General features: G+C 69.8%; 19 protein-coding genes. 9 read left to right on the top strand and 10 right to left on the bottom strand.

What is annotated here, in order from left to right; translation table 11 throughout:
* Positions 1 to 2: 2 nt before the first annotated feature.
* From JJB11_RS17200 to JJB11_RS17175, 6 genes are read right to left on the bottom strand one after another with little or no spacing between them, the layout of a single operon-like run.
* Complete coding sequence (locus JJB11_RS17200; protein ID WP_201174094.1) at positions 3 to 713, bottom strand: ATP-binding cassette domain-containing protein; 711 nt, start codon at positions 711 to 713, stop codon at positions 3 to 5.
* The gene (locus tag JJB11_RS17195) at positions 710 to 1648 is read right to left on the bottom strand and encodes a branched-chain amino acid ABC transporter permease (protein WP_201174091.1); all 939 of its coding nucleotides are present in this window, start codon (positions 1646 to 1648) and stop codon (positions 710 to 712) included. The genes JJB11_RS17200 and JJB11_RS17195 overlap by 4 nt, the downstream gene beginning before the upstream one ends.
* Positions 1645 to 2565: a branched-chain amino acid ABC transporter permease gene (locus JJB11_RS17190; RefSeq protein WP_201174088.1), complete on the bottom strand. Its 921-nt coding sequence runs from the start codon at positions 2563 to 2565 to the stop codon at positions 1645 to 1647. Before JJB11_RS17190 ends, JJB11_RS17195 begins: the two co-directional genes overlap by 4 nt.
* A 16-nt stretch (positions 2566 to 2581) precedes the next feature.
* Positions 2582 to 3781: an ABC transporter substrate-binding protein gene (locus JJB11_RS17185; RefSeq protein WP_201174085.1), complete on the bottom strand. Its 1200-nt coding sequence runs from the start codon at positions 3779 to 3781 to the stop codon at positions 2582 to 2584.
* Between the two features lie 16 nt (positions 3782 to 3797).
* Entirely contained in the window at positions 3798 to 4478 is a 681-nt protein-coding gene (locus JJB11_RS17180) for an aromatic-ring-hydroxylating dioxygenase subunit beta (RefSeq protein ID WP_201174082.1), read from the bottom strand.
* A 10-nt stretch (positions 4479 to 4488) separates the two neighbouring features.
* Positions 4489 to 5784 (bottom strand): aromatic ring-hydroxylating oxygenase subunit alpha, encoded by a 1296-nt coding sequence (locus tag JJB11_RS17175; protein ID WP_201174079.1) that lies wholly within the window; start codon positions 5782 to 5784, stop codon positions 4489 to 4491.
* 90 nt (positions 5785 to 5874) lie between these two features.
* Here JJB11_RS17175 and JJB11_RS17170 point away from each other — a divergent pair, with 90 nt between their 5' ends.
* The 3 genes from JJB11_RS17170 to JJB11_RS17160 all read left to right on the top strand — a co-directional run bounded on the left by JJB11_RS17170 (position 5875) and on the right by JJB11_RS17160 (position 8367).
* Positions 5875 to 6834, top strand: a complete 960-nt coding sequence (locus tag JJB11_RS17170) for a LysR family transcriptional regulator (RefSeq protein ID WP_201174069.1) — start codon at positions 5875 to 5877, stop codon at positions 6832 to 6834.
* A 73-nt stretch (positions 6835 to 6907) separates the two neighbouring features.
* Positions 6908 to 7927, top strand: a complete 1020-nt coding sequence (locus tag JJB11_RS17165; RefSeq protein ID WP_201174053.1) for an alkane 1-monooxygenase — start codon at positions 6908 to 6910, stop codon at positions 7925 to 7927.
* A gap of 53 nt (positions 7928 to 7980) precedes the next feature.
* Positions 7981 to 8367, top strand: coding sequence for a VOC family protein (locus tag JJB11_RS17160; protein WP_201174049.1), 387 nt, complete (start codon positions 7981 to 7983; stop codon positions 8365 to 8367).
* A gap of 6 nt (positions 8368 to 8373) precedes the next feature.
* Here the strand turns inward: JJB11_RS17160 and JJB11_RS17155 are convergent, their stop codons facing one another.
* A complete protein-coding gene (locus JJB11_RS17155; RefSeq protein ID WP_201174046.1) occupies positions 8374 to 9267 on the bottom strand; it encodes a DUF72 domain-containing protein in 894 nt (297 codons plus the stop codon).
* A gap of 171 nt (positions 9268 to 9438) precedes the next feature.
* Here JJB11_RS17155 and smc point away from each other — a divergent pair, with 171 nt between their 5' ends.
* From smc to JJB11_RS17130, 5 genes are read left to right on the top strand one after another with little or no spacing between them, the layout of a single operon-like run.
* Entirely contained in the window at positions 9439 to 12954 is a 3516-nt protein-coding gene (gene smc / locus JJB11_RS17150) for a chromosome segregation protein SMC (protein WP_201174043.1), read from the top strand.
* A gap of 35 nt (positions 12955 to 12989) precedes the next feature.
* Entirely contained in the window at positions 12990 to 14024 is a 1035-nt protein-coding gene (locus tag JJB11_RS17145; RefSeq protein WP_201174037.1) for a cell division protein FtsZ, read from the top strand.
* Positions 14021 to 16099, top strand: coding sequence for an NAD-dependent DNA ligase LigA (ligA, locus tag JJB11_RS17140; protein WP_201174035.1), 2079 nt, complete (start codon positions 14021 to 14023; stop codon positions 16097 to 16099). The genes JJB11_RS17145 and ligA overlap by 4 nt, the downstream gene beginning before the upstream one ends.
* 54 nt (positions 16100 to 16153) lie before the next feature.
* A complete protein-coding gene (def, locus tag JJB11_RS17135; protein WP_201174033.1) occupies positions 16154 to 16693 on the top strand; it encodes a peptide deformylase in 540 nt (179 codons plus the stop codon).
* A 41-nt stretch (positions 16694 to 16734) separates the two neighbouring features.
* Positions 16735 to 17079 carry a hypothetical protein gene (locus JJB11_RS17130; protein WP_201174030.1) on the top strand — a complete coding sequence of 115 codons (345 nt, stop codon included), beginning with the start codon at positions 16735 to 16737 and terminating at the stop codon, positions 17077 to 17079.
* A gap of 24 nt (positions 17080 to 17103) precedes the next feature.
* Here the strand turns inward: JJB11_RS17130 and JJB11_RS17125 are convergent, their stop codons facing one another.
* The 3 genes from JJB11_RS17125 to map form a co-directional block, all read right to left on the bottom strand.
* Positions 17104 to 18120: a Bug family tripartite tricarboxylate transporter substrate binding protein gene (locus JJB11_RS17125; RefSeq protein ID WP_201174027.1), complete on the bottom strand. Its 1017-nt coding sequence runs from the start codon at positions 18118 to 18120 to the stop codon at positions 17104 to 17106.
* Between the two features lie 117 nt (positions 18121 to 18237).
* On the bottom strand, positions 18238 to 20853 hold the full coding sequence (locus JJB11_RS17120; protein WP_201174018.1) for a [protein-PII] uridylyltransferase: 2616 nt from the start codon (positions 20851 to 20853) through the stop codon (positions 18238 to 18240).
* Positions 20853 to 21656, bottom strand: a complete 804-nt coding sequence (gene map / locus JJB11_RS17115; RefSeq protein WP_201174015.1) for a type I methionyl aminopeptidase — start codon at positions 21654 to 21656, stop codon at positions 20853 to 20855. Before map ends, JJB11_RS17120 begins: the two co-directional genes overlap by 1 nt.
* Positions 21657 to 21761: 105 nt before the next feature.
* Between map and purL the strand changes: the two genes are divergently transcribed.
* Positions 21762 to 25844: a phosphoribosylformylglycinamidine synthase gene (gene purL / locus JJB11_RS17110; protein WP_201174012.1), complete on the top strand. Its 4083-nt coding sequence runs from the start codon at positions 21762 to 21764 to the stop codon at positions 25842 to 25844.
* Position 25845: the final 1 nt, after the last annotated feature.

Genomic DNA, 25845 nt, shown 5'->3' with positions numbered 1-25845 from the left:
GGTCACCGGGTGTCCTCCGGCTCGCCCAGGTAGGCGGCGACGACCTCCGGGTCGCTGCGCACCTGCGCCGGCGGGCCGCTTGCCAGGATGGCGCCGCCCACCAGCACGGACACGCGATCCGCCAGCCGGAACACCGCCTCCACGTCGTGCTCGATCAGCAGCACCGCGCAAGTGCCGCGCAAGGCTGCGATGCGCTCGCCCATGGCCAGCGATTCTTCGGCGCCGAGGCCCGCCATCGGCTCGTCCAGCAGCAACAGGCGCGGACGGCACGCGAGCGCCATCGCGACCTCCAGCGCACGCTGCTCGGCGTGCGAGAGCTGGTCGACCGGTGCAGCGCCGCGTCCCTCCAACCCGGCCCGCGCGAGCAGGTCCGGCTGCGGGGGCGCTCCCGACGCCCCGGCAGCGAAGGCCAGGTGCTCGGTCACGCTGAGGCTGCGGAACAGGCGCGTGACCTGGAAGGAGCGCACCAACCCGCGGCGGGCGCGCGCATGCGTGCTGAGCTGCGTGATGTCGTGGCCGTCGAAGCGGATCGCGCCGGCGTCGCTGCGCAGTTCGCCGGCGAGCTGCGAGACCAGGGTGGTCTTGCCGGCGCCATTGGGGCCGATCAGCGCGTGGATCTCCCGCGACTGCACGTCCAGGTCGACGCCTGCCGTCACGACCAGGCCGCCGAAACGCTTGCGCAGCCCGCGCACCTGGAGCAAGGGCTCGGTCACGAGCCGCTCCTCGCGCGCCGGAACAGCCCGGCGATGCCCTGCCGTGCGAACAGCACGGCGGCCAGCATCACCCAGCCGGTCCAGAAGGCCCAGTACTCGGTCCACGCGGACAGCACCTCCTCCAGCAGCAGGAGCAGCACCGCGCCGGCCACGCCGCCCCAGAGGGACCCCGCGCCACCGAGGACCACCATGACCAGCAGCGTGCCGGATTGCGTCCAGTGCAAGGTGTTCGGGCTGACGTAGCCCTGCAGGTTCGCGGACAGCGCACCGGCCACGCCCGCCACCATGCCCGCCACCACGAAGATCGCGAGCTTCCAGCGAAACGTCGGCAGGCCCAGGGCCTCGGCCCGCACTTCGTCGTCGCGCAGGGCGCGCACCGCCAGCCCGGCGCGCGAGCGCGCGAAACCGGCCAGCGCCGCGAGGGCCAGCACCAGCAGGGCGAGCGCGAGGTAGTACAGCGTGCTCGCATCACGCAGGTCGCCGCCGAAAGGAAGCAGCACGCGCGCGCGCAGCCGCAGGCCCTCGTCGCCGCCCCATTCCTTCAGCGAGTTCGCCAGGTAGTACAGCATCTGCGCGAACGCGAGCGTGATCATGATGAAGTACACGCCGCGCGTGCGCAGCGAGATCGCGCCGATCACCAGCGCCGCGACCCCCGTCACCGCAAGCACCACGAGCAGGTGCAGCACGGCCGACTGCTGCCCTTGCGCCAGGAGCACGCCGCTCGCGTAGCTGCCCAGGCCGAAGAAGGCGGCGTGCCCGAGCGAGGGCATGCCCGCGTAGCCGAGCAGCAGGTTGAGGCTGGTCGCCGCGATCGCGAACACCAGCACGCGGCTGCCCAGGCTCAGGTAGAACTCGGTGCCGGTGGCGCGCAGGACCCAGGGCAGCGCCAGCGCCGCCGCCAAGGCCACGAGGCTCGCGAGCGTGCCGGCCCTCATCGGCCGCGCACCGGCCACAGGCCCTGCGGTCGCCACGCCAGCACGCCCGCCATCAGCACGTACATGGCCACGGAGGCGAGGGCCGGCCCGGCGGCGCTGGACCACTGGGGCGGCAGCGCCTGGCGCAAGGCGTGCTGCAGCAGCGTGCGGCCCAGCGTATCCACGATCCCCACCAGCAGGGCGCCCAGCAGCGCGCCGCGGATGGAGCCCACCCCGCCGATCACGACCACCACGAAGGCGGGGATGAGGATGTTCTCTCCCATGCCGACCTGCACCGCGAGCAGGGGCCCGAGCAGGCAACCGGCCACCGCGCACAGCCCCGCGCCCAGCGCGAACACCGCCGTGAAGAGGCGCGGCACATCCACGCCCATCGCGCTGGCCATGCGCCGATTGGAGGCGCCGGCCCGCACCAGCGCGCCCAGCCGCGTCTTCTGCACGAGCAGGTACAGCACCACGGCCAGCGCCAGTCCGGTGCCTATGATCACCAGCCGCCAGGCCGGGTACTGCAGCCCGAGCGGCAGCGCCACCGGACCGTCGAAGGCCGGCGGCGCGGACAGCGGGCGGTCCGATCCGAACACCATCTTCACGGCGTCGTTGAGGATCAGGATCAGTGCGAAGGTCGCGAGCACCTGCGAGAGATGGTCGCGGGTGTAGAGCGCGCGCAGCAGCGAAACCTCCAGCAGCGCCCCCACGATGGCCGTCGCCGCCACGGCGCCCGCCAGCGCGAGCCAGAACGAGCCGGTGAGCGGCAGCAGCCAGGCAGCGACGAAGGCGCCGATCATGTACAGCGAGCCGTGCGCGAGATTGATCATGTCCATCACGCCGAACACGATGGTCAATCCCGCAGCCAGCAGGAACAGCATCAGGCCGTATTGCAGGCCGTTGAGCGCCTGCTCGACGAACAGCGCGATGTTCATCGGGCGGCCGCCCCGGTCACTTCATGGGGCACTGCTGGGCGTAGGCGTCGCCATGGGCGCGCAGGATCGGTTCGCTGAAGGACTTGTTCACCAGCCCGCCCTTGCCGTCGCTGCCGATGGTGCGCACGTAGTAGTTCTGGATCGGGTACTGGTTGTTGTTGAACTTGAAGGGGCCGCGCACGGAGTCGAAATGCGCCGCCTTCAAAGCCGCGCGCACCGCCTGCCGGTCTTCGACATGGCCCTTCACGTCGCGCACGGCGGCGTCGATCAGCAGCGCGGTGTCGTAGCCCTGCGATGCGTACAGCGTGGGCACGCGCCCGTATTCCTTCTGGAATTCGGCGACGAACTTGCGGTTGGCCGGGTTGTCCAGGTCGGGCGACCAGTGCGCGGTGTTGAACAGCCCCGCCATCGGCGCGCCGACGGCGCTGATCACGTCCTGGTCGGCGCTGAAGCCGGGCAGCAGCAGCATCATGTCCTTGCCGAGGCCGGCGCCGACGAACTGCTTGATGAAGTTGATGCCCATGCCACCCGGCAGGAAGACATAGACGGCCTGCGGCTTGGCCGCACGGATCTCGGCCAGTTCCGCCGCGTAGTCCAGCTGGCCCAGCTTCGTGTAGCCCTCGCCGATCACCTGGCCCTTGAACGTGCGCTTGAAGCCGCTGAGGGAATCCTTGCCGGCCTGGTAGTTGGGCGCCAGCAGGTAGACCGACTTGAGCGAGCGCTGGTTGGCGAACACGCCGGCGGCTTCGTGGTACGCGTCGTTGGGCCAGCTGGCCGCGAAGAACAGCGGGTTGCAGTCCTTGCCGGCAATGGAGGAGGGCGCCGCGTTCGGGCTGATGTAGATGACGTTGTTGTCGATCGCTTCCGGCAGCGCCGCCAGCATGATGTTGGAGAACACCACGCCGGTCATGAAGTCGACCTTGTCGCGCTTCACGTCACGTTCGAAGAGCTGCCGCCCGACGTCGGGCTTGAACTGGTCGTCGCTCACCAGCACTTCGGCGGGCAGTCCACCGAGCTTGCCGCCATGCAGCTTCACCGCCAGCATGAAGCCGTCCCGGATGTCGATGCCCAGCGCCGAACTCGGGCCCGACAAGGTGCTGACGAAGCCCACCTTGACACGGTCGGCCGCGTGCGCCGTTGCCGCGAGCGCGAGCGAGAGCAGGGCCGCCGTGGCGGCCCGGGAGAGCGCCCGGCGGCGCGCGAGGTGTTGTTGCATGTCAGCCCCTTCGGTATCAAACCCAGATCTGCAGGACGTAGTCGAACGGCGCCTGGCCGTTGAACAGGTCCACGCGCTGCAGCCGGATGCGCAGCGCGCCGCCCGCGTCGCGCACCAGCGTGTGCCGGTAGCGGCCGCCGAAGTGGCGCAGGTCGTCGCGGCGCAGCTCCATCATGTGGAAGCGGGAACGCACCACGATCTCGCGCGCGTCCACCGACTCCAGCACCACGTGGCTCACCAGGTGGCTGGTCTCCCAGTCCGGCGCCTGCGACCAGGCATTGGGGTGGCTCACGCGGCCCTTGCGGATCTCCATCATCGGCTTGTCCTCGGCGAAGATCGAGGGCGATCCTTGCCACTCGGTCTGCTGCGGCGTCACCGGCATCCAGTAGACGCCCTGGTCGTCGAAGAGATCCATCCAGGCCTGCCAGTGCTTGCCATCGAGCAGTTCGGCCTGCCGGTAGAGGAACTGTTCGACTTCCCGCTGCAGGTCCGCGCCCGCGAGCATGGGCGCGGCCGGTGGCGTCTCGCCGGTGGGAGCGCGGCCGCCGACGCCCAGTTGCGGGGCGCGCGGCGAGTGGTCCGGCGCCACCGCTTGCGCGCCGGTGGAGGGAGCGTCGCCCGCCTCGATCACGACCTCCTGCGCGAGCAGGTGCTCGAAGTCGGGGCCGGCGGTGGGGATCGCGTGCTTGTCGTCCATCGCTTGCTCCTCAGGCGGTCATGTACTGCGCCCACGCGCGGAACTGGTTGCGCATCACGGCCTCCGAGGTGCCGTGGTTCGAGTACACCACGCCGTTGTCTTCGCGGTCGTCGCCGTACCAGCGGTGGAAGCTGACCCAGTCCCCGCCCTTGGACTGCAGGCCCCACTGCCCCTTGGTCCAGTTCTCCAGGTCGTCCGCGTTGATCATGGTGGCCGGTGAATTCACGAGGTTGTAGTACCAGAGGCTGCGCCTGTAAATGGCCTCGGGCGCGCCCTTCAGGCGGAAGTGCCAGATCTCCGAGAGGGTCCTGTCGGGGGCGATCGGGCGCAGGCAGCGCAGTTGCTGCAGCGGGCTCTGCACCGACAGATAGGGGTAGACGAGCACGTGGTGGATGCTGCGCGAGAGGTATTCCTCGGTCTTCTCCTTGCCGTAGGCCTGCACCAGCAGCGCCTCGTACTCCTGCGTGTCCGGATCGTTCGGCCGCAGCCCCATGTAGGCCTTGAGGATGCCGTGCCCGTGCGGGAAGTTGATGGTCTGCACCTTGTCCCATTGCTCGAAGCTCGAGGCGAACGTGGACAGGTAGTGGTAGTAGAGCGGCGTGGCGGCGCCCTCGGCCTTCAGCCGCCGTTCCACGCGTCCGGCGGAGATGCCCGTGGACTGGTGCGTCACGGAGGGATGCAGCGCGTCGAGCTGGTTCTCCATGAAGAACTTCCAGTTGGAGTGCTGGATCACGCGGTGGCACACGGGCACCACCTCCACTTCGCCGACCGGCGAGCGGTCGCACATGTCGTCGAAGGCGACGCGCGCCTCGCCCAGGAATTCGCGCAGGGTCGGCCCGTCCGGCACGAGGCTCGCGAAGACGAAGCCGCGGTAGGAGTCCACGCGGGCGGCGCGCTTCATCGCGCTGTCCGGGTTGTCGCGGGTGAGGCGCGTGTTCTCGTAGCCCTGGGCGAGCGGGATCGCGCGCACGCTGCCATCGAGGTGGAAGCTCCAGGCGTGATACGAACACACGAGCGCACTGCCGGTGTTGCCCTGGCGGTTGCCGATCACCTGCACGCCGCGGTGCGGGCAGCGGTTGTACAGCACCTGGATGCTGCCGTCGTTCTGGCGCACCATGATCATCGGCTGCCGGCCGATGGTCACGGCGTAGTAGTCGCCGGGCGCCTTCACCTGCGACTCGTGGCCGCAATAGACCCAGATCCGCTCGAAAATCTTGTCCATCTCGGCGTCGAAGATCTCCGCGTCCGTGTAGACGGTGCGGTGCACGCGGTCGGGTTCGACCAGGCGGGCGATGTCCTTGTCCATGGGGTGCTCCCGGAGGTGATGCCGAAAAATTCTAGGGAGGGCGCGTTTGCCCAGCTATTCACGGCGACCGAATTGCCATAGATTGCGCGAATGGCTGTCGTCGTGCCGGACCCCGTGCAGTTGCAACCGCTGGACCTGCGGCGGCTGCGCCACCTGCGTGCGGCCGTGCGCAGCGGCAGCCTCTCGGGCGCGGCGGAAACGCTGGGACTCTCGCAACCCGCCCTGAGCTCCAGCATCAAGTCGCTGGAGGCGGACCTCGGCGTGACGCTGCTCGAACGGCACCGGCACGGCGTGGTCGGCACGGCGTATGCGGAGACCCTGCTGGAACACTTCCAGCGGGTCGAGGCGGAACTGCAGGCAGCGTGGCTGCGCGTGGGGCGCTTGCGGCAGGACAGCGCGAAGCACCTGCAGATCGGCTGCGGGCCATCCGAGGCGACGCGCCTGTTGCCGCGCGCGCTGGAGCGGCTGCGGCAGCGCCGCCCGGACCTGCGCGTCGAGGTCGCCTATGGCCTGAACGAGCGCCTCATGCCCATGGTGCGGCACGGGGAGATCGAGTGCGCGCTGTCCTCCATCCCGAGCAGCGCCGCCCATGCCGACCTGCGGCACCAGCCGCTGTACGTGGACCGCGCCGTGGTGATCGCGCGCGCAGACCATCCGCTGGCGCTGCGCCGCAAGATCTCGGCGGCGGATCTGGCGGCGTGGCCCTGGGTGCTGGCGCGCCGCTGGGAGCTCGAACGCCGGGCGCTCGACGAACTGTTCGCGGACGCAGGCCTGCCGCCGCTGCAGGCGAGCGTCGAGACCGACTCGGCGATCCTGATGAAGACCCTGGTGCTGCAGGGGGACTACCTGAGCTACGTGCCGCTGGAAATGATCCACTGGGAACAGCAGGCGGGCACGCTGCGCGCGCTGGAGGGCATCGGTTCGCGCTGGGAACGGCACGTCGGCCTGACCACACGCGGCGATGCCGCCGTCAGCGACGGCCTCGCGGCGCTCAGGGAATGCCTGCTCCTCGCGGCGCAGTCGGTGCGCGGGCGCGCGGCCACGGCCTGACGCCGTGTAAGTCCTTCTGCTTGCGGCGCTGCCGCATTGACGGCCGCGGCCGGCGCAGCTTCAATCACCAGCCATGTCCTCGCTGCGACTCGTCGACGCCCGTTTCCTGCTTGGCCTGCTGCTGCCCGCGCTCACCTTGAACAGCGTGCTGCGGCAGCCGGCCGTGGCGCCCTTCGCGACCCTCGCCGTCTGGTGGGGCATCGCCGCGCTGGAAGCCGCCTGGCCGGCGCTGGCACGCTCGCCGCGCGCGCAGCCGGCGCCGCTCTTGCCGTGGCTGCTGCGCGCCTACGTGCCGCTGCAACTGGTGACGCTGGCCGCGGGCTTGCACGCGGCGGCGGGTGCGTCCTGGCCCGTGGTGCTGGGCGTCGCGTTCTCCGTCGGCTTCATCGCCGGCGCGCAGGGCATCACCTTCGCCCACGAACTGGGCCACAGCCGCCGGCGGAGCGACCGGGTGCTCGCCTGGATCCTGATGGGCAGCGTGAACTACCCGCAGTTCATGGTGGAGCACTACCGCGGCCACCACGTGCGCGCCGCCACCTGGGACGATCCGGCGAGCGCGCGGGCGGGCGAGAGCCTGTGGCGTTTCCTGCCGCGCACCTTGAAGGGCAACTTCGTGAATGCCTGGCGGCTGGAGCGCATTCGTCTCGCCCAGCGGCGCAAGTCGTGGGCGACGAGTCCGCTGGCCTGGACCACGGCCATCGACGCAGTGATCCTGCTGGCGCTGGTCGGGTCCGGCCAGTGGCACGCCCTGGTTTTCTGGATCGTGACATCGGCGTTCGCCGTGTGGCTGCTGGAGACGGTCAATTACCTGGAGCACTACGGCCTGGCGCGCCGCATCGGCCCGGACGGCCGGCCCGAGCCCTTCGGCGCCGCCCATGCCTGGAACGCCGACCACGTCCTGAGCAACAGCATGGTGGCCAACCTGCAGCGCCATTCGGACCATCACATGCACGCGTGGAAGTCGTTTCCCGAGCTGGACCCGCTGCCGGATGCGCCGCAGCTGCCGACCGGCTATTCGGGTTGCATCCTGCTCGCGGCCATCCCGCCCGTCTGGTTCCGCCTGATGCACCCGCGGATCGCAGCCGCGGCTTGAAGCTTCGCCACCGGCGACTATGCTTGCCGGGTCCCGTCTGCCCAGGAGCCGCCATGCTGTCGCAAGCCACGATCACCACCATGCTGCCCGTCAAGGACATGGAGCGGGCGCGCTCTTTCTACGAGGGCAAACTGGGCTTCCGGCCGGACGGCGGCGCTCGCGTCGACGGCCGCTACGAGTACCGATGCGACGGCGCGCGGATCGCCCTGATCCCGCGCGAAGGTGGCACGCGGGCCGAACACACGGCGCTCAGCTTCGAGGTGCGGGACATCGCCAGCCGCATCCGGGAGCTGGAGAGCGCCGGGGTGGTGTTCGAGGAGTACGACCTGCCAGGGCTCAAGACAGTGCAGCACGTGTGCGTGCTGGGCTCCGAGAAGGCCGCCTGGTTCCGTGACCCGGAGGGCAACTTCCTCTGCCTGCACGAGCAGGCGGACGCGTAGGCCCGGCTACGCCGGCTCGGGCGTCCAGGCCTCGTCGAGCAGCCGCATCAGCTCCCGGGCGTTCTCGGGCGCGTGGCGCTTGTCGGTGTTGTCGAAGTAGCAGTAGACGTCGCGACCGCCGCGCGTGCGTGAGCGCGTCGGGCAGATCAGGCGCGCATCCTCGGGCTCGCCGCCTTCCCGCCACGCCTCGATGAAGCGGGCCCAGCGCTCGAGCTCCTCCGACGTGTAGCGGCTGTTGTACAGCTCGGTGGAACCGTGCAGGCGCATGTACACGAAGTCCGCGGTGACGTCCTCGTACAGCGGCCAGGGCTTGGGCGTGTCCGCCACCACCCAGGCGATGCCGTACTTGCGCAGCAGCCGGATGAAGTCGGGCGTGACGAAGCTCTCGTGGCGCACTTCGACGGCGTGCCGGAGGCGGCGGTTGCGGCCCGGCTCCAGGCAGGCGCGGCCCTCCAGGCGCTGGTCGTGACCGCAGGCGATCCGCGCGGCGTCGTGCGTGGTCTGCGGCAGCATCTGGAAGAAGGCTTCGAACACCTCGGGATGGAAGCGCATCATGGGCGGGAACTGCCACAGGATCGGCCCCAGCTTCTCGCGCAGCTCGAACAGTCCGGAAGCCAGGAAGTTGGCCAGCGCCGCGTCGATGTTGCGCAGCTTCAGCATGTGCGTGATGTAGCGGCTGCCCTTGATGGCGAAGACGAAGCCGGGCGGCGTCTGCGCGGCCCACGTCGCATAATTCGTCGGCCGCTGCAGCGAGTAAAAGGATCCGTTGAGTTCCAGCGAAGGGAACACGCGCGAGGCGTGCTCGAGCTCGCGCCACTGCGCGAGGCCCGGTGGATAGAAGTGGCCGCGCCAGGGCGTGTAGCGCCAGCCGGACACGCCGATGTAGACCTTGCCCGCCATGCCCCTGTTGTGCCGCAAGCCGCGGTCGCCGGGGCAGCGGCGCTGCCGCGCCTGCGTGTCAGCGGATGCCGGTGGCGCCGGCCGGGGCGCCTCCGGCCGAGCAGGAATTCCGGGCCTGGAGCCCAAGGTATCATCCCGGCTCAAATCTGAAGTCAGCGGGGACCAGAGGCCGTGCGTCTCACATCGATCAAGCTATCCGGGTTCAAGTCCTTCGCCGAGCCCACGAACTTCATGCTTCCCGGCCAGCTGGTGGGCGTGGTGGGGCCCAACGGCTGCGGCAAGTCCAACATCATGGACGCGGTGCGCTGGGTGCTGGGCGAGTCCAAGGCCAGCGAGCTGCGCGGCGAGTCCATGCAGGACGTGATCTTCAACGGCACGAACACCCGCAAGCCCGCCTCGCGTTCGTCCGTGGAACTGGTGTTCGACAACGCCGACCATCGGGCCGGCGGCCAGTGGAGCCAGTTCGCCGAGATCGCGGTCAAGCGCGTGCTGACCCGCGACGGCACCTCCAGCTACTACATCAACAACCAGCCGGTGCGCCGCCGCGACGTGCAGGACGTGTTCCTCGGCACCGGACTCGGCCCGCGCGCCTACGCCATCATCGGCCAGGGCACGATCAGCCGGATCATCGAGTCCAAGCCCGAGGAGCTGCGCCTGTTCCTGGAAGAGGCCGCGGGCGTGTCCAAGTACAAGGAGCGCCGGCGCGAGACCGAGAACCGCCTGCACGACACGCGCGAGAACCTCACGCGGGTCGAAGACATCCTGCGCGAGCTGAATGCCAACCTCGACAAGCTGGAGAAGCAGGCCGAGGTCGCGGCCAGGTACAACGCGCTGCAGTCCGAGGTCACGCTCAAGCAGCACCAGCTGTGGTACCTCAAGCGCACGGAGGCCGAGGCCGACCAGGGCCGCATCAAGGCCGATGCGGACAAGGCCGTGATCGACCTCGAATCGCGCGTTGCCGACCTGCGCCGCATCGAGAGCGAGCTGGAGACCATCCGCCAGGCGCACTACGCCGCCGGCGACCAGGTGAACCAGGCGCAGGGCCAGCTGTACGAAGCCAGCGCCGAAGTCGGCCGGCTGGAAGCCGAGATCCGCTTCGTCGTCGAAGGCCGCCAGCGCGTCGAACAGCGGCTGGTGCAGCTGAAGGAGCAGACGGCGCAGTGGGCCGCGCGCAAGGAAGACGCGGAGACGGAAACCGAGAACCTCGCCGCCCAGTCCATGGACGCCGAGGAGAAGTCCACGCTGCTCGCTGCGCAGGTCGAGGAGCAGGGACTGCAGTTGCCGGACCTGGAAGAGGCGCTGCGCCAGGCGCAGCAGCGCTCCTCGGAGCAGCGCAGCGCCGTCTCGCAGGTGCAGCAGCAGATCCAGGTGCTGGCGGCCGACCAGCGCAACATCGACGAGCAGTCGCGCCAGCTGAACCAGCGCCGCGAGCGCCTCGTGGCGGACCGCAATGCGCTGGCGGCGCCGGACGAACAACGCCTCGCCAACCTGCAGCAACAGCTGGCGGCGGCGCAGGAAGCCGCCGAGACGGCCGACGCGCGCCTGCACGAGTTGCAGGAGCAGGTGCCGCAGCTGGACGAGGACCGCCGCGCGAAGCAGCAGGACGTGAACCAGCAGGGCGCGCGCCAGTCCGACCTGTCAGCGCGCATGGAGGCGCTGAAGGCGCTGCAGGAGAAGGTCCGCACCGACGGGAAGCTGCAGCCCTGGCTGGCCAAGCACGGCCTGGGCGGCATGCAGGCGCTGTGGACCAAGATCCACATCGAGCAGGGCTGGGAGAACGCGCTGGAAGCGGCGCTGCGCGAGCGCATGAGCGCGCTCGAGGTCTCGCGCCTGGACATGGTCCGCGCCTTCGCCGCTGACGCGCCGCCGGCCAAGCTGGCCTTCTACCACGCGCCTGCCGCTGCCGCGCCGGAAGCGGCGGGCAGCCTGCCGCGCCTGGCGGATCTCCTGCGCCTGAACGACGCCGGCCAGAAGGCCTTGCTGGGCGACTGGCTGCACGGCTGCTACACGGCCAACAGCCTGGAAGACGCGCTGGCCGCGCGCGAGAAGCTGCAGCCGGGCGAAGCGATCTACGTGAAGACCGGCCACGCCGTCACCGCGCACAGCGTGAGCTTCTACGCACAGGACTCCGAGCAGGCCGGCCTGCTGGCCCGTCAGCAGGAAATCGAGAACCTGGAAAAGCAGTTGCGCGCGCAGGCGCTGATCGCGGAAGAAGCGCGCTCGGCCCTGGTGCGTGCCGAAGCGGCGTACAGCGATGCGTCCCAGCGTCTGGCGTCGGCGCGCCGCGAGGCGGCCGAAACGCAGAGCCGCGCGCACGAGCTGCAGGTGGAGAGCATGCGCCTCACCCAGTTGGCCGAGCAGACGCGTGCGCGCAGCGAGCAGATCGCCGGCGACCTCGCCGAAGTAGATGCGCTGCTGGAGGAGCTGCAGGAGCGCCGCGTCGCCGCCGAAGGCCGCTTCGAGGAACTGGATATGCAGCTGGCCGACAGCCAGGAGCGCCATGCCCAGCTCGACGAGCGCGTCATCGAGACCGAGCGCAAGCTCGCCGAAGCGCGCGAGCAGCACCGCAGCCTGGAGCGCCAGGCGCAAGAAGCGCAGTATGCCCAGCGCGCACTGGAAGCGCGGCGCGGCGAGCTGCAGCGTGCCATCGAGACGGCGGCGCAGCAGGCCACGTCCATCGCGGCGGAAGAAGAACGCGCGCAGGCCGAACTGTCACGCCTTACCGACGCGGCCGCGCAGGCAGGCCTGCAGAGCGCGCTGCAACTCAAGTCCGAGCGCGAGCAGGCCCTGGGCGCCAAGCGCAGCGAGTACGACGACCTCACCGCCAAGCTGCGCGCCAGCGACGAACGCCGCCTGCAGCTCGAACGCGAGCTCGACCCGCTTCGCCAGCGCATCACCGAGCTGCAGCTCAAGGAGCAGGCGGCGCGCCTGGGCCTGGAGCAGTACACGCAGATGCTGACCGAGGCACAGGCGGACCTCGAGGCGGTTGCGAAGTCGGTCGCCGAAGGCAACGTGCGCCTGTCCGGCATGCAATCGGACATCGATCGCATCCACCGCGAGATCAACGCACTGGGCGCCGTGAACCTGGCTGCGCTGGAGGAGCTCGCCACGGCGCGCGAGCGCAAGACCTTCCTCGACGCGCAGTCCAAGGACCTGGTCGATGCCATGACCACGCTGGAAGACGCCATCAAGAAGATCGACGCGGAGACGCGCGACCTCCTGGGCAGCACCTTCCAGACGGTCAACGAGCACTTCGGCCGCATGTTCCCGGAGCTGTTCGGAGGAGGCAACGCCAGGCTGGTGATGACGGGCGAGGAGATCCTCGACTCCGGCGTGCAGGTGATGGCGCAGCCGCCCGGCAAGAAGAACCAGACCATCCACCTGCTGTCCGGCGGAGAGAAGGCGCTGACGGCCATCGCGCTGGTGTTCGCGATCTTCCAGCTCAACCCCGCGCCCTTCTGCCTGCTGGACGAAGTGGACGCGCCGCTGGACGACGCCAACACCGAGCGCTACGCCAAGCTCGTGAGCAGCATGAGCAAGGAAACGCAGTTCCTGTTCATCAGCCACAACAAGATCGCGATGGAGATGGCCGAGCAGCTGATCGGCGTGACCATGCAGGAGCAGGGCGTCTCGCGCATCGTGGCGGTGGACATGGAGTCCGCGGTCTCGATGGTCGAACCCGCATGAGCGCTGCCAGGGTCACTGTCGTGGAGGACCGCTAGGTGTCCGGATTCACCGTGGGCCTGGCCATCCTGGGCGGGCTGCTGCTTGCGGCCATCGTGGCCTGGAATGCATGGACCACGCGGCGCAATGCGCCGCGCCAGCCCGAGCTCGCCGCGGCGACGCCGGCGCCCACCGGCGACGTGGCGCTGGACGAACGCACCGAGCCTGTGTTCGACGACGCCCCGCTGGCGCCGTTGCCGCTGCCCGAACGCAAGCCGGGGCTCGACGGCCTGATCGATGCGCTGGCACAGATCGCCGTGGACCAGCACGTGTCCGGCGAAATGGCACTCAGCCACCTGCCGCCGACGCGGCGCGCCGGCAGCAAGCCCTTCGCCATCGAAGGCCTCAATGAAGCGACCGGACAATGGGAAACGCCGCGCGCCGGCGAGCGCTACACCGCGTTCCAGGCCGGTGTGCAGCTGGCCAATCGCAGCGGCGCCCTCAACGAGATCGAATACTCCGAGTTCGTCATGAAGACGCAGGCCTTCGCCGATGCGGTGAATGGCGAGGCGGAATTCCCGGAAATGCGCGACGAGGTTGCGCGGGCGCGCGAGCTGGACCAGTTCGCGGGCAGCCATGACGCGCAACTGAGCTTCACCCTGCGCGCGCGCAATGCCGCCTGGAGTCCCGGCTACGTGCACCAGAACGCCGCGCGCGTCGGCTTCATCGCCGGCGCCATGCCAGGACGGCTGGTGCTGCCCGCCGCCCAGCCCGGCGTCGCGCCCATCCTGGGCCTGTCGTTTTCCACCCAGGCGGCGCTGGCGGACGACCCGGCCCAGTCCGCGATCCGCGACGTCACGTTGAGCCTGGACGTCACCCATGTGCCGCGCACCGAGCAGCCTTTCGTGCGCATGCGGGATGCGGCGCTCGCGCTGGCCGCGTCCATGGACGGCCTGATCACGGACGACGACGGACGCGTCATCCCGCCCGAGGCACTGGACGTGATCGGCTCGGACCTCGAGCAGCTGTACGACACCCTCGACGCGCGCGACCTGTCGGCGGGAAGCGACCAGGCGCGCCGGCTGTTTTCATGAGCGCTCCGGCCCGCGCTGCGGAGCGCGCCGACGCGCTGCGCGAACTCCTGCACCACCACAACTACCGGTACTACGTGCTGGACGCGCCGGAGATCCCGGACGCCGAATACGACAAGCTGTTCCGGGAACTCCAGGCGCTGGAGACGCAATATCCCGAGCTGCACACGCCCGACTCGCCGACCCAGCGCGTCGGTGGCCAGGTGCTGGAGGGGTTCGCCAAGGTCAGGCACAAGGTGCCGATGCTGTCGATCCGCACCGAGACCGACATCGAGGCGAGCGGCGCCCGCAGTTTCGACGCGCGCGTGCGGCGCGAACTGGGACTGCAGGAGTCCGATCCGCCGGTCGAATACGTCGCCGAGCTGAAGTTCGACGGGCTCGCGCTGAACCTGCGCTACGAGCACGGCGTGCTGGTGCAGGCGGCCACGCGGGGCGACGGCGAGGTCGGCGAGGACGTGACGCAGAACATCCGCACCATCGGGCAGATCCCCCTGAAGCTCCACTCTGTCGGCCACAAGGGCAAGGGTGGCGTGGGGGCGCCCCCGGCGGTGCTCGAAGTGCGCGGCGAGGTCTACATGCGCCGCGACGACTTCGAACGCCTGAACGAGCTGCAGCGCGAGAAGATTGCGAAGGGCGCGAAGAACGAGAAGACCTTCGTCAATCCGCGCAACGCCGCCGCCGGCGCCGTGCGCCAGCTGGACCCGGCGATCGCGCGCCAGCGGCCCCTGAGCTTCTATGCCTACGGCTGGGGCGAGATCGAAGGCGGCCCGGAGTTCAGTACGCACTACGAGGTGCTGCAGGCGCTCAAGGCCTGGGGCGTGCCGGTGTCGGAGCGTGTCGTGCTCGCGCGCGGCGCCGAGGACCTGGTGGCGTATCACCAGGCCGTGGGGCGCGATCGCGACAGCCTGCCGTTCGACATCGACGGCGTCGTCTACAAGGTGAACAGCCTGGCCTTGCAGAAGCAGATGGGCTTTGTCACCCGCGAGCCGCGCTGGGCGGTCGCGCACAAGTTCCCGGCGCAGGAGCAGCTGACGACGGTCGAAGCCATCGCCGTGTACGTCGGCCGCACCGGCAAGCTCACGCCGGTCGCGCACCTGCAGCCGGTGTTCGTCGGCGGCGTGACCGTCACCAACGCCACCTTGCACAACGAGGACGAGGCGCGGCGCAAGGACGTGCGCGTGGGCGACACGGTGATCGTGCGCCGCGCGGGCGACGTCATTCCCGAGGTGGTCGCTGTCGTTGCGGACAAGCGCCAGCCCGGCGCGCAGCCCTTCACCATGCCCCACACCTGTCCGGTCTGCGGCTCCGCGGCGGTGCGCGAGGAAGGCGAGGCCGACTACCGCTGCACCGGCGGGTTGTTCTGCAGCGCCCAGCGCAAGCACGCCATCCTGCACTTCGCGCAGCGCCGCGCGATGGACATCGAGGGCCTCGGCGAGAAGCTGGTGGACCAGATGGTGGATGCGAACGTGATCCGCGTGTTGCCCGACCTCTATCGCCTCGGCCTGCAAGGGCTGGTGGCGCTGGAGCGCATGGGCGAGAAATCGGCGCTCAACCTGCTGGCGGCTCTCGAGAAATCCAAGGCGACGACGCTGCCGCGGTTCCTCTACGGCCTGGGCATCCGGCACGTGGGCGAAGCCACGGCCCGCGATCTGGCGCGCCACTTCGGCCAGCTCGACGCGATCATGGATGCCGGCGTCGAGCAGTTGCTGGAGGTGCCGGACGTCGGGCCGATCGTGGCCGAGAGCATCCATGCCTTTTTCCAGCAGCCGCACAACCGCGAGGTCATCGAGCAGCTGCGTGCCTGCGGCGTGCACTGGGAAGAGGGCGCGCCCACGCGGCCGGCGCAGCTGCCGCTGGCCGGCAAGACCGTGGTGCTCACCGGCACCCTGCCGACGCTCTCGCGCGACGAAGCCAAGGAGCTGCTGGAAGCCGCGGGCGCCAAGGTCGCCGGCTCGGTGAGCAAGAAGACCGACTACGTCGTGGCCGGCGCCGAAGCAGGCAGCAAGCTGGACAAGGCGCGCGAGCTGGGGGTTGCGGTGCTGGACGAAGACGGCCTGCGCCAGTTGCTGGCGGGCTGACGTCCCGCGGCCCCGCGCGAGCGCAGGGCGTGCGCTTGCCGCTATGCTTCCCGCATGACCGTGCGAGACATATTGAAGATGGGCGACCCGCGCCTGCTGCGCGTCGCGCAGCCGGTGCGCGAGTTCGACACCGAGGCGCTGCATGCGCTGATCGACGACCTGCAGGACACCATGCGCGCCGCCAACGGCGCCGGCCTGGCCGCGCCGCAGATCGGCGTGGACCTGCAAGTCGTGATCTTCGGCACCGACACGCCGAACCCGCGCTATCCGGACGCGCCACCCGTGCCCAGGACGATCCTGCTCAATCCGCAGATCACGCCGCTGTCGGCCGAAGAGGAAGAGGACTGGGAGGGCTGCCTGTCCGTCCCCGGCCTGCGAGGGAAGGTGCCGCGCTGGCGGCGCATCCGCTACAGCGGCCATGACGAACGGGGTCGGCGCATCGAACGCGAAGCGGAAGGATTTCACGCCCGCGTGGTGCAGCACGAGTGCGACCACCTGGTGGGCAAGCTGTACCCGATGCGCATCCGTGATTTCGGCAGCTTCGGCTACACCGAAGTGTTGTTTCCGGGCCTGGATGCCACAGAGGACGACTGAAGCCGAAATAAAGTCTTTGACCGCCGGGCAAGCCTGTCACCATGGGCTTCCACGGAAGTCCGTGGCAAGGGGCGGCGATCACTTTTTCCTTCTTCATCTGGTGCGCCGTCGGTGCGCTTGCGGGCTGGTTGTTCGGCATGGTGATGCAAAGCCGGGGCCGGATCCAGCGGGTGGAGGAGGTACTGGTCGGCGTCTTCGGCTCCTTCATCGGCGCCGAATCCACGGCCGCGATGCTCGGGCTGGCGGAGTCCGCCACGGGCGTCCACCCCGCGGCGCTCGTGGGCGCGGTGACCGGGGCGGCCGTGCTGCTGGTGCTGCTGCGGATCATGCGCGGGGCCGTCGGTCCCTTGCGCAACAGCAAGAGCCCCGCCGCGCGCCGCCGCTGACGCGCAGCGAGCCCCGCAGGCGGTCTATTCCGCCTTGATGCCGCGCATCAGGATCACGCCGCCCAACACCGCGGTGTCGTTCCGGATGCGATTGGCGAGCCCTTCCGCGCTGGTGCCCACTGCCTGCCAGCCTTGCTGGAACAGCTTGCCGCGCACTTCGGGTGTGCGGGTGATGCCGGCGATCAGCGTGGACAGCTTCTGCGCAATGGGCTTGGGCATGGAGTTCGGCGCCGCCGCGGCGACCCAGATCTCCAGCTGGAAGCCGCGGATGCCCAATTCGTTGAGCGTGGGGTATTCGGGGGCCAGAGGGCTGCGGCCCAGGGACGTCACGCCGATCGCCTTCAGCTTGCCCGCCTTCACCTGCGGTGCCGCGAGCCCGGGCGGCAGCAGCGCCAGCTGGATCTGGTTGCTGACCAGTGCGTTGATCACCTGCGGATTGCCCGGCCAGGGCACGTGCACCGCCGTCATGTTGGTCTTGGTCTTCAGCAGTTCCATGCCGATGTGGCCCACCGTGCCGACGCCGGGCGAGCCGTAGCTCCACTTGTCGCCCGCGTTGCGTGCCGCCAGGAAGAACTCCTGCGCATCCTTGCCCGGTGCGTTGGCCGGCGCGGCCAGCAGCAGCGGCGCCGTGCCGATCAGGCTGAGGGGCTGCAGGTCGCGCTGCGGGTCGTAGGGCACCGCCGGATTCAGTATCTTGGCAATGGTCATGTTGCCGTTGATCATGAAGCCGATGGTGTGGTTGTCCGTCGCGCGCACCACCGCGTCGGCGGCGATGTTGCCGCCGGCGCCGGGCCGGTTCTCGACGATCACGGGCTGCCCGATCGCCTTGGCCAGCGGCTCGGAGATCGTGCGTGCCACCAGGTCGGGCGTGGAGCCGGCGGGGAAGCCGACGATGATGCGCAGCGGCCGCGTCGGCCAGTTCAGCGGCGCAGCCGGCGTGGCCGGCGCGGTGGACCGGGGCGTGGGTTTCTGCGCGAGTGCGGCGCCCGTGGCGGCGAGCGCGAGCAGCACGAGGCTGCGGCGCGCAATGTTCTTCAGCATGCTTGTGTTCCTCTCCAACGATGGCCCTTTGCGGGCCGTCGCGATGCTACTGGACGGTGGAGGGGAAACGTCCGCGAGCCGCTAGGAATTTCGCGTAAACCGCCGCCACAAGATGCCTCAACCCGCGACGGCTTCGAGCAGCTCGGTCTCGATCTCCAGCTGCTTGCGGTTCTGCTGCAGCTCGGGACCGTCCACCAGGAACGTGTCCTCCACGCGCTCGCCCAGCGTGCTGATCTTGGCGAGCTGCAGGTTCAGCTTGTGCTGCGCCAGCACGCGCGCGATCGAGTAGAGCAGGCCGACGCGGTCGTTCGCCGAGATCGACAGCAGCCAGTGCTGCGCGCGCTCGTCCGGCCGCAGGTCCACGCGCGGCGGGATCGGGAAGCTCTTCACGCGCCGCGACACGCGGCCGCGTCCGGGCGCGGGCAGCGGGCCGGCAGCCGCGATGGTGCTGGCCAGCTCGGACTCCACCATGCTGCACAGCTCGCGGTAGTGGTCCGGCAGCATCGCGGTGACCACCTGGAAGGTGTCGAGCGCGTAGCCGTTGGTGGCCGTGTGGATCTTCGCATCCAGGATGCTGAAGCCGGCGTGATCGAAGTAGCCGCAGATGCGCGCGAACAGGTCGGGCTGGTCCTTCGTGTAGACCAGCACCTGCAGGCCTTCGCCGACCGGCGACATGCGCGCGCGCACGATCACCTTGGCCGTGCCCACGTGGCGCGAGACATGGCGCGTGTGCCAGGCGATGTCGCCGGCCTCGTGGCGCATGAAGTAGCCGACGTCGAGCGTGTCCCACAGCTTCTTGTGCGCCTCGAACGGCAGCGCGAACAGCTGCAGTTGCACCAGCGCGTCGCGCTTGCGGGCCTCGACTTCCGCCTTCGGGTCGGGCGCGGCGCCGCCGAGCGAACGCACCGTGTACCGGTACAGGTCCTCCAGCAGCTTGCCCTTCCAGGCATTCCACACCTTGGGGCTGGTGCCGCGCACGTCGGCGACGGTCAGCAGGTACAGCGCCGTGAGATAGCGCTCGTTGCCCACGCGCCTGGCGAAGGCCTGGATCACCTCGGGGTCGCCGAGGTCCTCCTTCTGCGCGACGCGGCTCATGAGCAGGTGTTCGCGCACGAGGAACTCGATCAGCTTCGTGTCCGAAGGGTCGATCTCGTGCTGCCGGCAGAAGCGGCGCACCTCCACGGCGCCCAGGTCCGAGTGGTCGCCGCCGCGGCCCTTGGCGATGTCGTGGAACAGCGCGGCGGTGTAGAGGATGTAGGGCTTGTCCCAGCCGGCGGCGAGCTGCGAGCAGAACGGGTATTCGTGCGCGTGCTCCGCCATGAAGAAGCGCCGCACGTTGCGCACGACCATCAGGATGTGCTGGTCCACCGTGTACACGTGGAACAGGTCGTGCTGCATCTGGCCGACGATGCGGCGGAACACCCACAGGTACCGGCCCAGCACCGAGGTCTGGTTCATCAGCCGCAGCGCGTGCGTGATGCCGCGCGGCTGCATCAGCATGGCGCGGAAGGTGGCGTGGTTCGCCGGGTCGTTGCGGAACTTCGCGTCCATGACCTTGCGCGCGTGGTACAGCGCGCGCAGCGTGCGCGCCGACAGCCCCTGGACGCCGGGGGTGGTCTGGTACAGCAGGAAGGTCTCGAGGATCGCGTGCGGATTCCTCAGGTAGAGGTCGTCGCTCGCGACCTCGATCGTCCCGGCCTTCTCCGCGAAGCGCTCGTTGATCGGGCGCGACTCCGCGGCGGCGGGATGCAGCCGCTCCTCGATGTTCAGCAGCAGGATCTGGTTCAGCTGGGCGACTGCCTTGGCTGCCCAGTAGTAGCGCTTCATCAGGCGTTCGCCCGCGCGCGCCACGATGCGCCCGTCGGCCCGCATCACCGCCTTGTAGCCGAAGGAATCGGCGACGGCGTTCTGCAGGTCGAACACCAGCCGGTCCTCGCGCCGGCCGGCGACCACGTGCAGGCGCGCCCGGATCATCGACAGCAGGGCTTCGTTGCGCTTGATCTGCCGCGCCTCGAACGGCGTGGCCAGGCCGCGCCGCGCCAGTTCGTCCCAGCTCTTGCCGAAGCCTGCCGCGTTCGCCACCCACAGCACCACCTGCAGGTCGCGCAGGCCGCCGGGGGACTCCTTGCAGTTCGGCTCCAGCGCGTAGGGCGTGTTCTCGAACTTGGTGTGCCGCTGCCGCATCTCCAGCGTCTTGGCGGTGAAGAAGGCACGCGGGTCCAACTGGGCGCGGAAGCGCTCGCGGAAGGTGCCGAACAGCTTGCGCGATCCCGCCACCAGGCGGGCCTCGAGCAGCGAGGTCTGCACCGTGACGTCCTCGGCCGAGCGCGCCAGGCATTCCTCGGGCGTGCGCACGCTGGAGCCGATCTCCAGTCCGGAGTCCCAGCAACTGCCGATGAAGCGCTCGATGCGCTGCTGCAGCGCCGCGTCCTGTTCGCCGTCGGGCAGGAGCAGCAGGACGTCCACGTCCGAATGCGGGAACAGCTCGCCGCGGCCGAAGCCGCCGACGGCAACCAGCGCCATCTGCGCAGGCAGCCCCGCGGCTTCCCAGAGTCCGCGCAGCGCGTCGTCCGCCGCCTGCGCCAGTGATTGCAGCAGGCGCTTGATGTTGCGCGTGGAGCCGCCGTCGGACTGCAGCGACGCGAGCAACTGCGCCTTGCGGGCCTTGTACGCGTCGCGCACCGCCGCGACCGCCTCGCCCGTTCCGGCCTGCAGGACGGCCGCGGCGCCCATCAGGCCCTGACGAAGGCCGGCGGCGGCGGGCTGCCGGCGGAAAGGGTCAGCACTTCGTAGCCGGTGGGCGTGACCAGCACGGTGTGCTCCCACTGCGCCGACAGTGAATGGTCCTTGGTGACGATGGTCCAGCCGTCGTTGCCGAACTCCTTCACGTCGCGGCGGCCCGCGTTGATCATGGGTTCGATGGTGAAGGTCATGCCCGGCACCAGTTCCTCCAGCGTCCCCGGCTTGCCATAGTGCAGGACCTGCGGCTCCTCGTGGAAGTTGCGGCCGATGCCATGGCCGCAGAACTCGCGCACCACCGAGAAGCCGTTGCTCTCGGCGAACTTCTGGATGGCCCAGCCGATGTCGCCGAGGCGCACGCCCGGCTTCACGTGCACGATGCCGTGCCACATCGCCTCGTAGGTGACCTGCACGAGCCGCTTCGCCGCGATCGAGGCCTCGCCGACGATGAACATGCGGCTGGTGTCGCCGTACCAGCCGTCCTTGATGACGGTCACGTCGACGTTGACGATGTCGCCCTTCTTCAGCGGCTTCTCGTTCGGGATGCCGTGGCACACGACGTTGTTCACCGAGGTGCACAGCGAGGCGGGGTAGGGCGGGTAGCCGGAGGGCTGGTAGCCGAGCGTGGCGGAGATGGTGCCCTGCTTCTTCATGAACTCGGCCGCGAGGCGGTCGATCTCCCGCGTGGTGAGGCCGGGCTTGATGAAGGGCGTGAGGTGGTCCAGCACTTCGGCGGCGAGGCGGCAGGCCGTGCGCATCCCCTGGATGCCTGGTTCGTCTTTGGTGGTGATGGCCATGGCCCGATTATCCCAGAGCCCCCATTTCCCCGCAGGTAGAATGCCGGGTTGCTCCCGGCCCCAGTCAGCGGCCCGGAGGCCCACTCCCCAGACAGGCTCCAGACCGTGTCCCTGCACATCACCGAGTTCGAGGGCGGCCAGGCCCTCAGCGACTTCCGGATCCAGCAAATGCTGCCGCGCCTGCAGGCAGTGCATCCCAAGATCACCGGCATTGCCGCGCGCTACGTGCACCTGGTCGCAAGCGACCACGCGCCGGCCCCGGCAGAGAAGGAGCGCCTCGCCGCGCTGCTCACCTACGGGGAGCCGTACACCGGCCCGACCGCGGGACCGCTGCTGGTGGTCACGCCGCGCCTGGGCACGGTCTCGCCCTGGGCGTCCAAGGCGACGGACATCGCGCACAACTGCGGGCTGGCCGTGCGGCGCATCGAGCGCGCCGTGGAGTACCGCCTGCAGATCGCCTCCGGCTGGCGCGGCAAGCCGGCGCTGGAGGAGGACCAGCTCGGCGCGCTGGCCGCGCTGCTGCACGACCGCATGACCGAGAGCGTGGTGCCCGATCTCGCCGAGGCGCGGCGATTGTTCACCGAGCTGCAGGCGCAGCCCATGGAACACGTCGACGTGCTCGGCGGCGGCCGCGGCGCGCTGGAGGAAGCCAACCGCCGCTTCGGCCTGGCGCTGGCCGACGACGAGATCGACTACCTCGTGCAGGCGTTCACCCGGCTGGGTCGCAACCCGACCGACGTGGAACTGATGATGTTCGCGCAGGCCAACAGCGAGCACTGCCGGCACAAGATCTTCAACGCCACGTTCAGCATCGACGGCGCGCCGCAGGAGAAGACGCTCTTCGGCATGATCCGCAACACGCACCAGCTGCACCCCGAGCACACCATCGTGGCGTATGCGGACAACGCCTCGGTCATGGAAGGTCACGACGTCGAACGCTTCGTGCCCGGCCCGGGCGGCGTGTACCGCGCCGACGCCGCCACGCACCACGTGCTGATGAAGGTCGAGACGCACAACCACCCGACCGCGATCTCGCCGTTCCCCGGCGCATCCACCGGCGCCGGCGGCGAGATCCGCGACGAAGGCGCGACCGGCCGCGGCGCGCGCCCCAAGGCGGGCCTCACGGGCTTCACGGTGTCGAAGCTGTGGGACGGCCGCTTCGGCAAGCCGGCGCACATCGCGAGCCCGCTGCAGATCATGACCGAGGGGCCGCTCGGCGGCGCCGCGTTCAACAACGAGTTCGGCCGTCCCAACCTGCTGGGCTACTTCCGCGAATACGAACAGGACGTGGCGGGCGTCGCCCGCGGCTACCACAAGCCGATCATGATCGCGGGCGGCATCGGCTTCATCGACGCCGGCCTCACGCACAAGATCCCGTTCCCGCCCGGCACGCTGCTCGTGCAGCTCGGGGGCCCGGGCATGCGCATCGGCATGGGCGGCGGCGCCGCCTCGTCCATGGCCACGGGGACCAACACGGCGGAACTCGATTTCGACTCCGTGCAGCGCGGCAACCCGGAGATCGAGCGGCGCGCGCAGGAAGTCATCAACCGCTGCTGGGAACTGCGGTCCGACAACCCGATCCTCGCCATCCACGACGTGGGCGCAGGCGGCCTGTCGAACGCGTTCCCCGAACTGACCAACGACGCCGGCCGGGGCGCGCGCTTCGACCTGCGCCGCGTGCCGCTGGAGGAAAGCGGCCTCGCGCCCAAGGAAATCTGGAGCAACGAGAGCCAGGAGCGCTACGTGCTCGCGATCGCGCCGGAATCGCTGGACCAGTTCCGCGCGTTCTGCGAACGCGAGCGCTGCCCGTTCGCGGTGGTCGGCGTGGCGACCGAGGAGCGGCAACTGGTGGTGGGCGAGGGCGTGCCCCTCACCCCAGCCCTCTCCCCGGAGGGGAGAGGGAGCAAGTCCCCGAGTGCCTCTCTCCCTCCCCCTTCGGGGGAGGGCTGGGGTGGGGGCGCTCCGGCACGCGACAAAGGGCCGGATGAGAGCCTCGCCGTCGACATGCCCATGGACGTCCTCCTCGGCAAGCCGCCCAAGATGCACCGCGACGTGCGGCGGGTTGCGCGCGAGGTGCCGCCGCTGGACCTCACCGGGGTCGCGTTGCAGGACGCGGCCATCCGCGTGCTGAGCCATCCCACCGTCGCGTCCAAGCGCTTCCTCGTCACCATCGGCGACCGCACCGTGGGCGGGCTCACCCATCGCGACCAGATGGTCGGCCCGTGGCAGGTGCCCGTGGCCGACTGCGCCGTGACGCTGGCCGACTACCGCGGCTTCGCGGGCGAAGCCATGAGCATGGGCGAGCGCACGCCGCTCGCTGCGATCGATGCGCCGGCCTCCGGCCGCATGGCCGTCGGCGAGGCCATCACCAACCTGCTGGCCGCGCCGATCGAGCTCTCCCGCGTGAAGCTCTCCGCCAACTGGATGGCGGCGTGCGGCGAACCCGGCGAGGACGCCGCGCTCTACGACACGGTGCGTGCCGTCGGCATGGAGCTCTGCCCGGATCTGGGCGTGTCCATTCCGGTCGGCAAGGACAGCCTGTCGATGCGCACGCAATGGAGCGAAGGCGGCGCGACGAAGAAGGTCACCTCGCCGGTGAGCCTGATCGTCAGTGCATTTGCCAGCCTGGCCGACGTGCGCGGTACGCTCACGCCGCAACTGCAGTCCGCCGAGGACACGACGCTGGTGCTGGTCGACCTCGGGCGCGGCCGCCATCGCATGGGCGGCAGCATCCTCGCGCAGGTGCTGGAGCAGCCGGGCGGCGAAGTGCCGGACCTCGACGACGCCCAGGATCTGGTGCGGCTGGTCGATGCGGTCAACGCACTGCGCGCCCAGGGCCGCATCCTGGCCTACCACGACCGCAGCGACGGCGGCCTGTTCGCCGCGGCCTGCGAGATGGCCTTCGCCGGCCAGGTCGGCGTCGCGCTGAACGTGGACCTGCTGGTCACGGAAGGCGACGGCATCGGCGACAGCCGCGCCGAGTACGGCGATGCGAAGAACTGGGCCGGGCAGGTGAGCGCGCGCCGCGAGGAGCTCACGCTCAAGGCCTTGTTCACCGAGGAGCTGGGCGTGCTGCTGCAGGTGCGCACCGCCGAACGCAACGAGGTGATGCAGGTGCTGCGCGCGCACGGGCTCTCGCGCCACAGCCACTTCGTCGGAACCACCCGGCCACAGTCCTCTCCCATCGCCGTCGGCAAGGGCGAGGTCCAGGTCTGGCGCGACACGAAGAGCGTGTTCGCCGGCAAGATCGCCGACCTGCAGCAGGTCTGGGACAGCGTGAGCTGGAAGATCTGCCAGCAGCGTGACAACCCCGCCTGCGCCGACAGCGAGCATGCGGCGGCGGGCGATCCGGCGGACCCCGGGCTGCATGTCTTCGTGCCGCAGTCCTTCACCGAGGGTGCGGGCGCACCGGCGCTGAACCTCTCCCGCCCGCGCGTCGCCATCCTGCGGGAGCAGGGCGTCAACTCGCATGTGGAGATGGCCTATGCCTTCACGGCGGCGGGCTTCGAGGCGGTGGACGTGCACATGACCGACCTGCAGGCCGGCCGGCACGACCTGAAGTCGTTCCGCGGCGTCGTCGCCTGCGGCGGCTTCAGCTACGGCGACACGCTGGGCGCCGGCATCGGCTGGGCGCGCAGCATCACCTTCCACCCGGTACTCGCGCAGCAGTTCCGCGACTTCTTCGCGCGCAGCGACACCTTCGGCCTGGGCGTGTGCAACGGCTGCCAGATGTTCGCCGAGCTCGCCGACCTCATCCCCGGCGCGCAGGCGTGGCCGCGGTTCACCACCAACCGCAGCGAGCGCTTCGAGGCGCGGCTGTCGCAGGTGGAAGTGCTGGACTCGCCCAGCCTGTTCTTCCAGGGCATGGCCGGCCTGCGGCTGCCGATCGCGGTGGCGCACGGCGAGGGCTTCCCCAACTTCTCGCAGCGCGGCGACGCCGCGCAGGTCGTGCCCGCCATGCGCTTCGTGGACCATCACGGCCAGCCCACCGAGCGCTATCCGTTCAATCCGAACGGAGGTGCCGGCGGGCTCACCGGCGTGACGACCGCGGACGGCCGCTTCACCGCCCTCATGCCGCATCCCGAACGCGTGTTCCGCAACATCCAGATGTCCTGGACCTCGGGCGACCCGTCCTCGTTCAGTCCGTGGATGCAGATCTGGCACAACGCCCGCCGCTGGATCGGTTGAG

It is taken from the genome of Ramlibacter ginsenosidimutans, from assembly GCF_016654015.1.
In the GTDB taxonomy this organism is placed as follows: domain Bacteria; phylum Pseudomonadota; class Gammaproteobacteria; order Burkholderiales; family Burkholderiaceae_C; genus Ramlibacter; species Ramlibacter ginsenosidimutans.
Note: the sequence above shows the minus strand (reverse complement) of the source record. Positions and strands in the feature narration are given on the sequence as shown.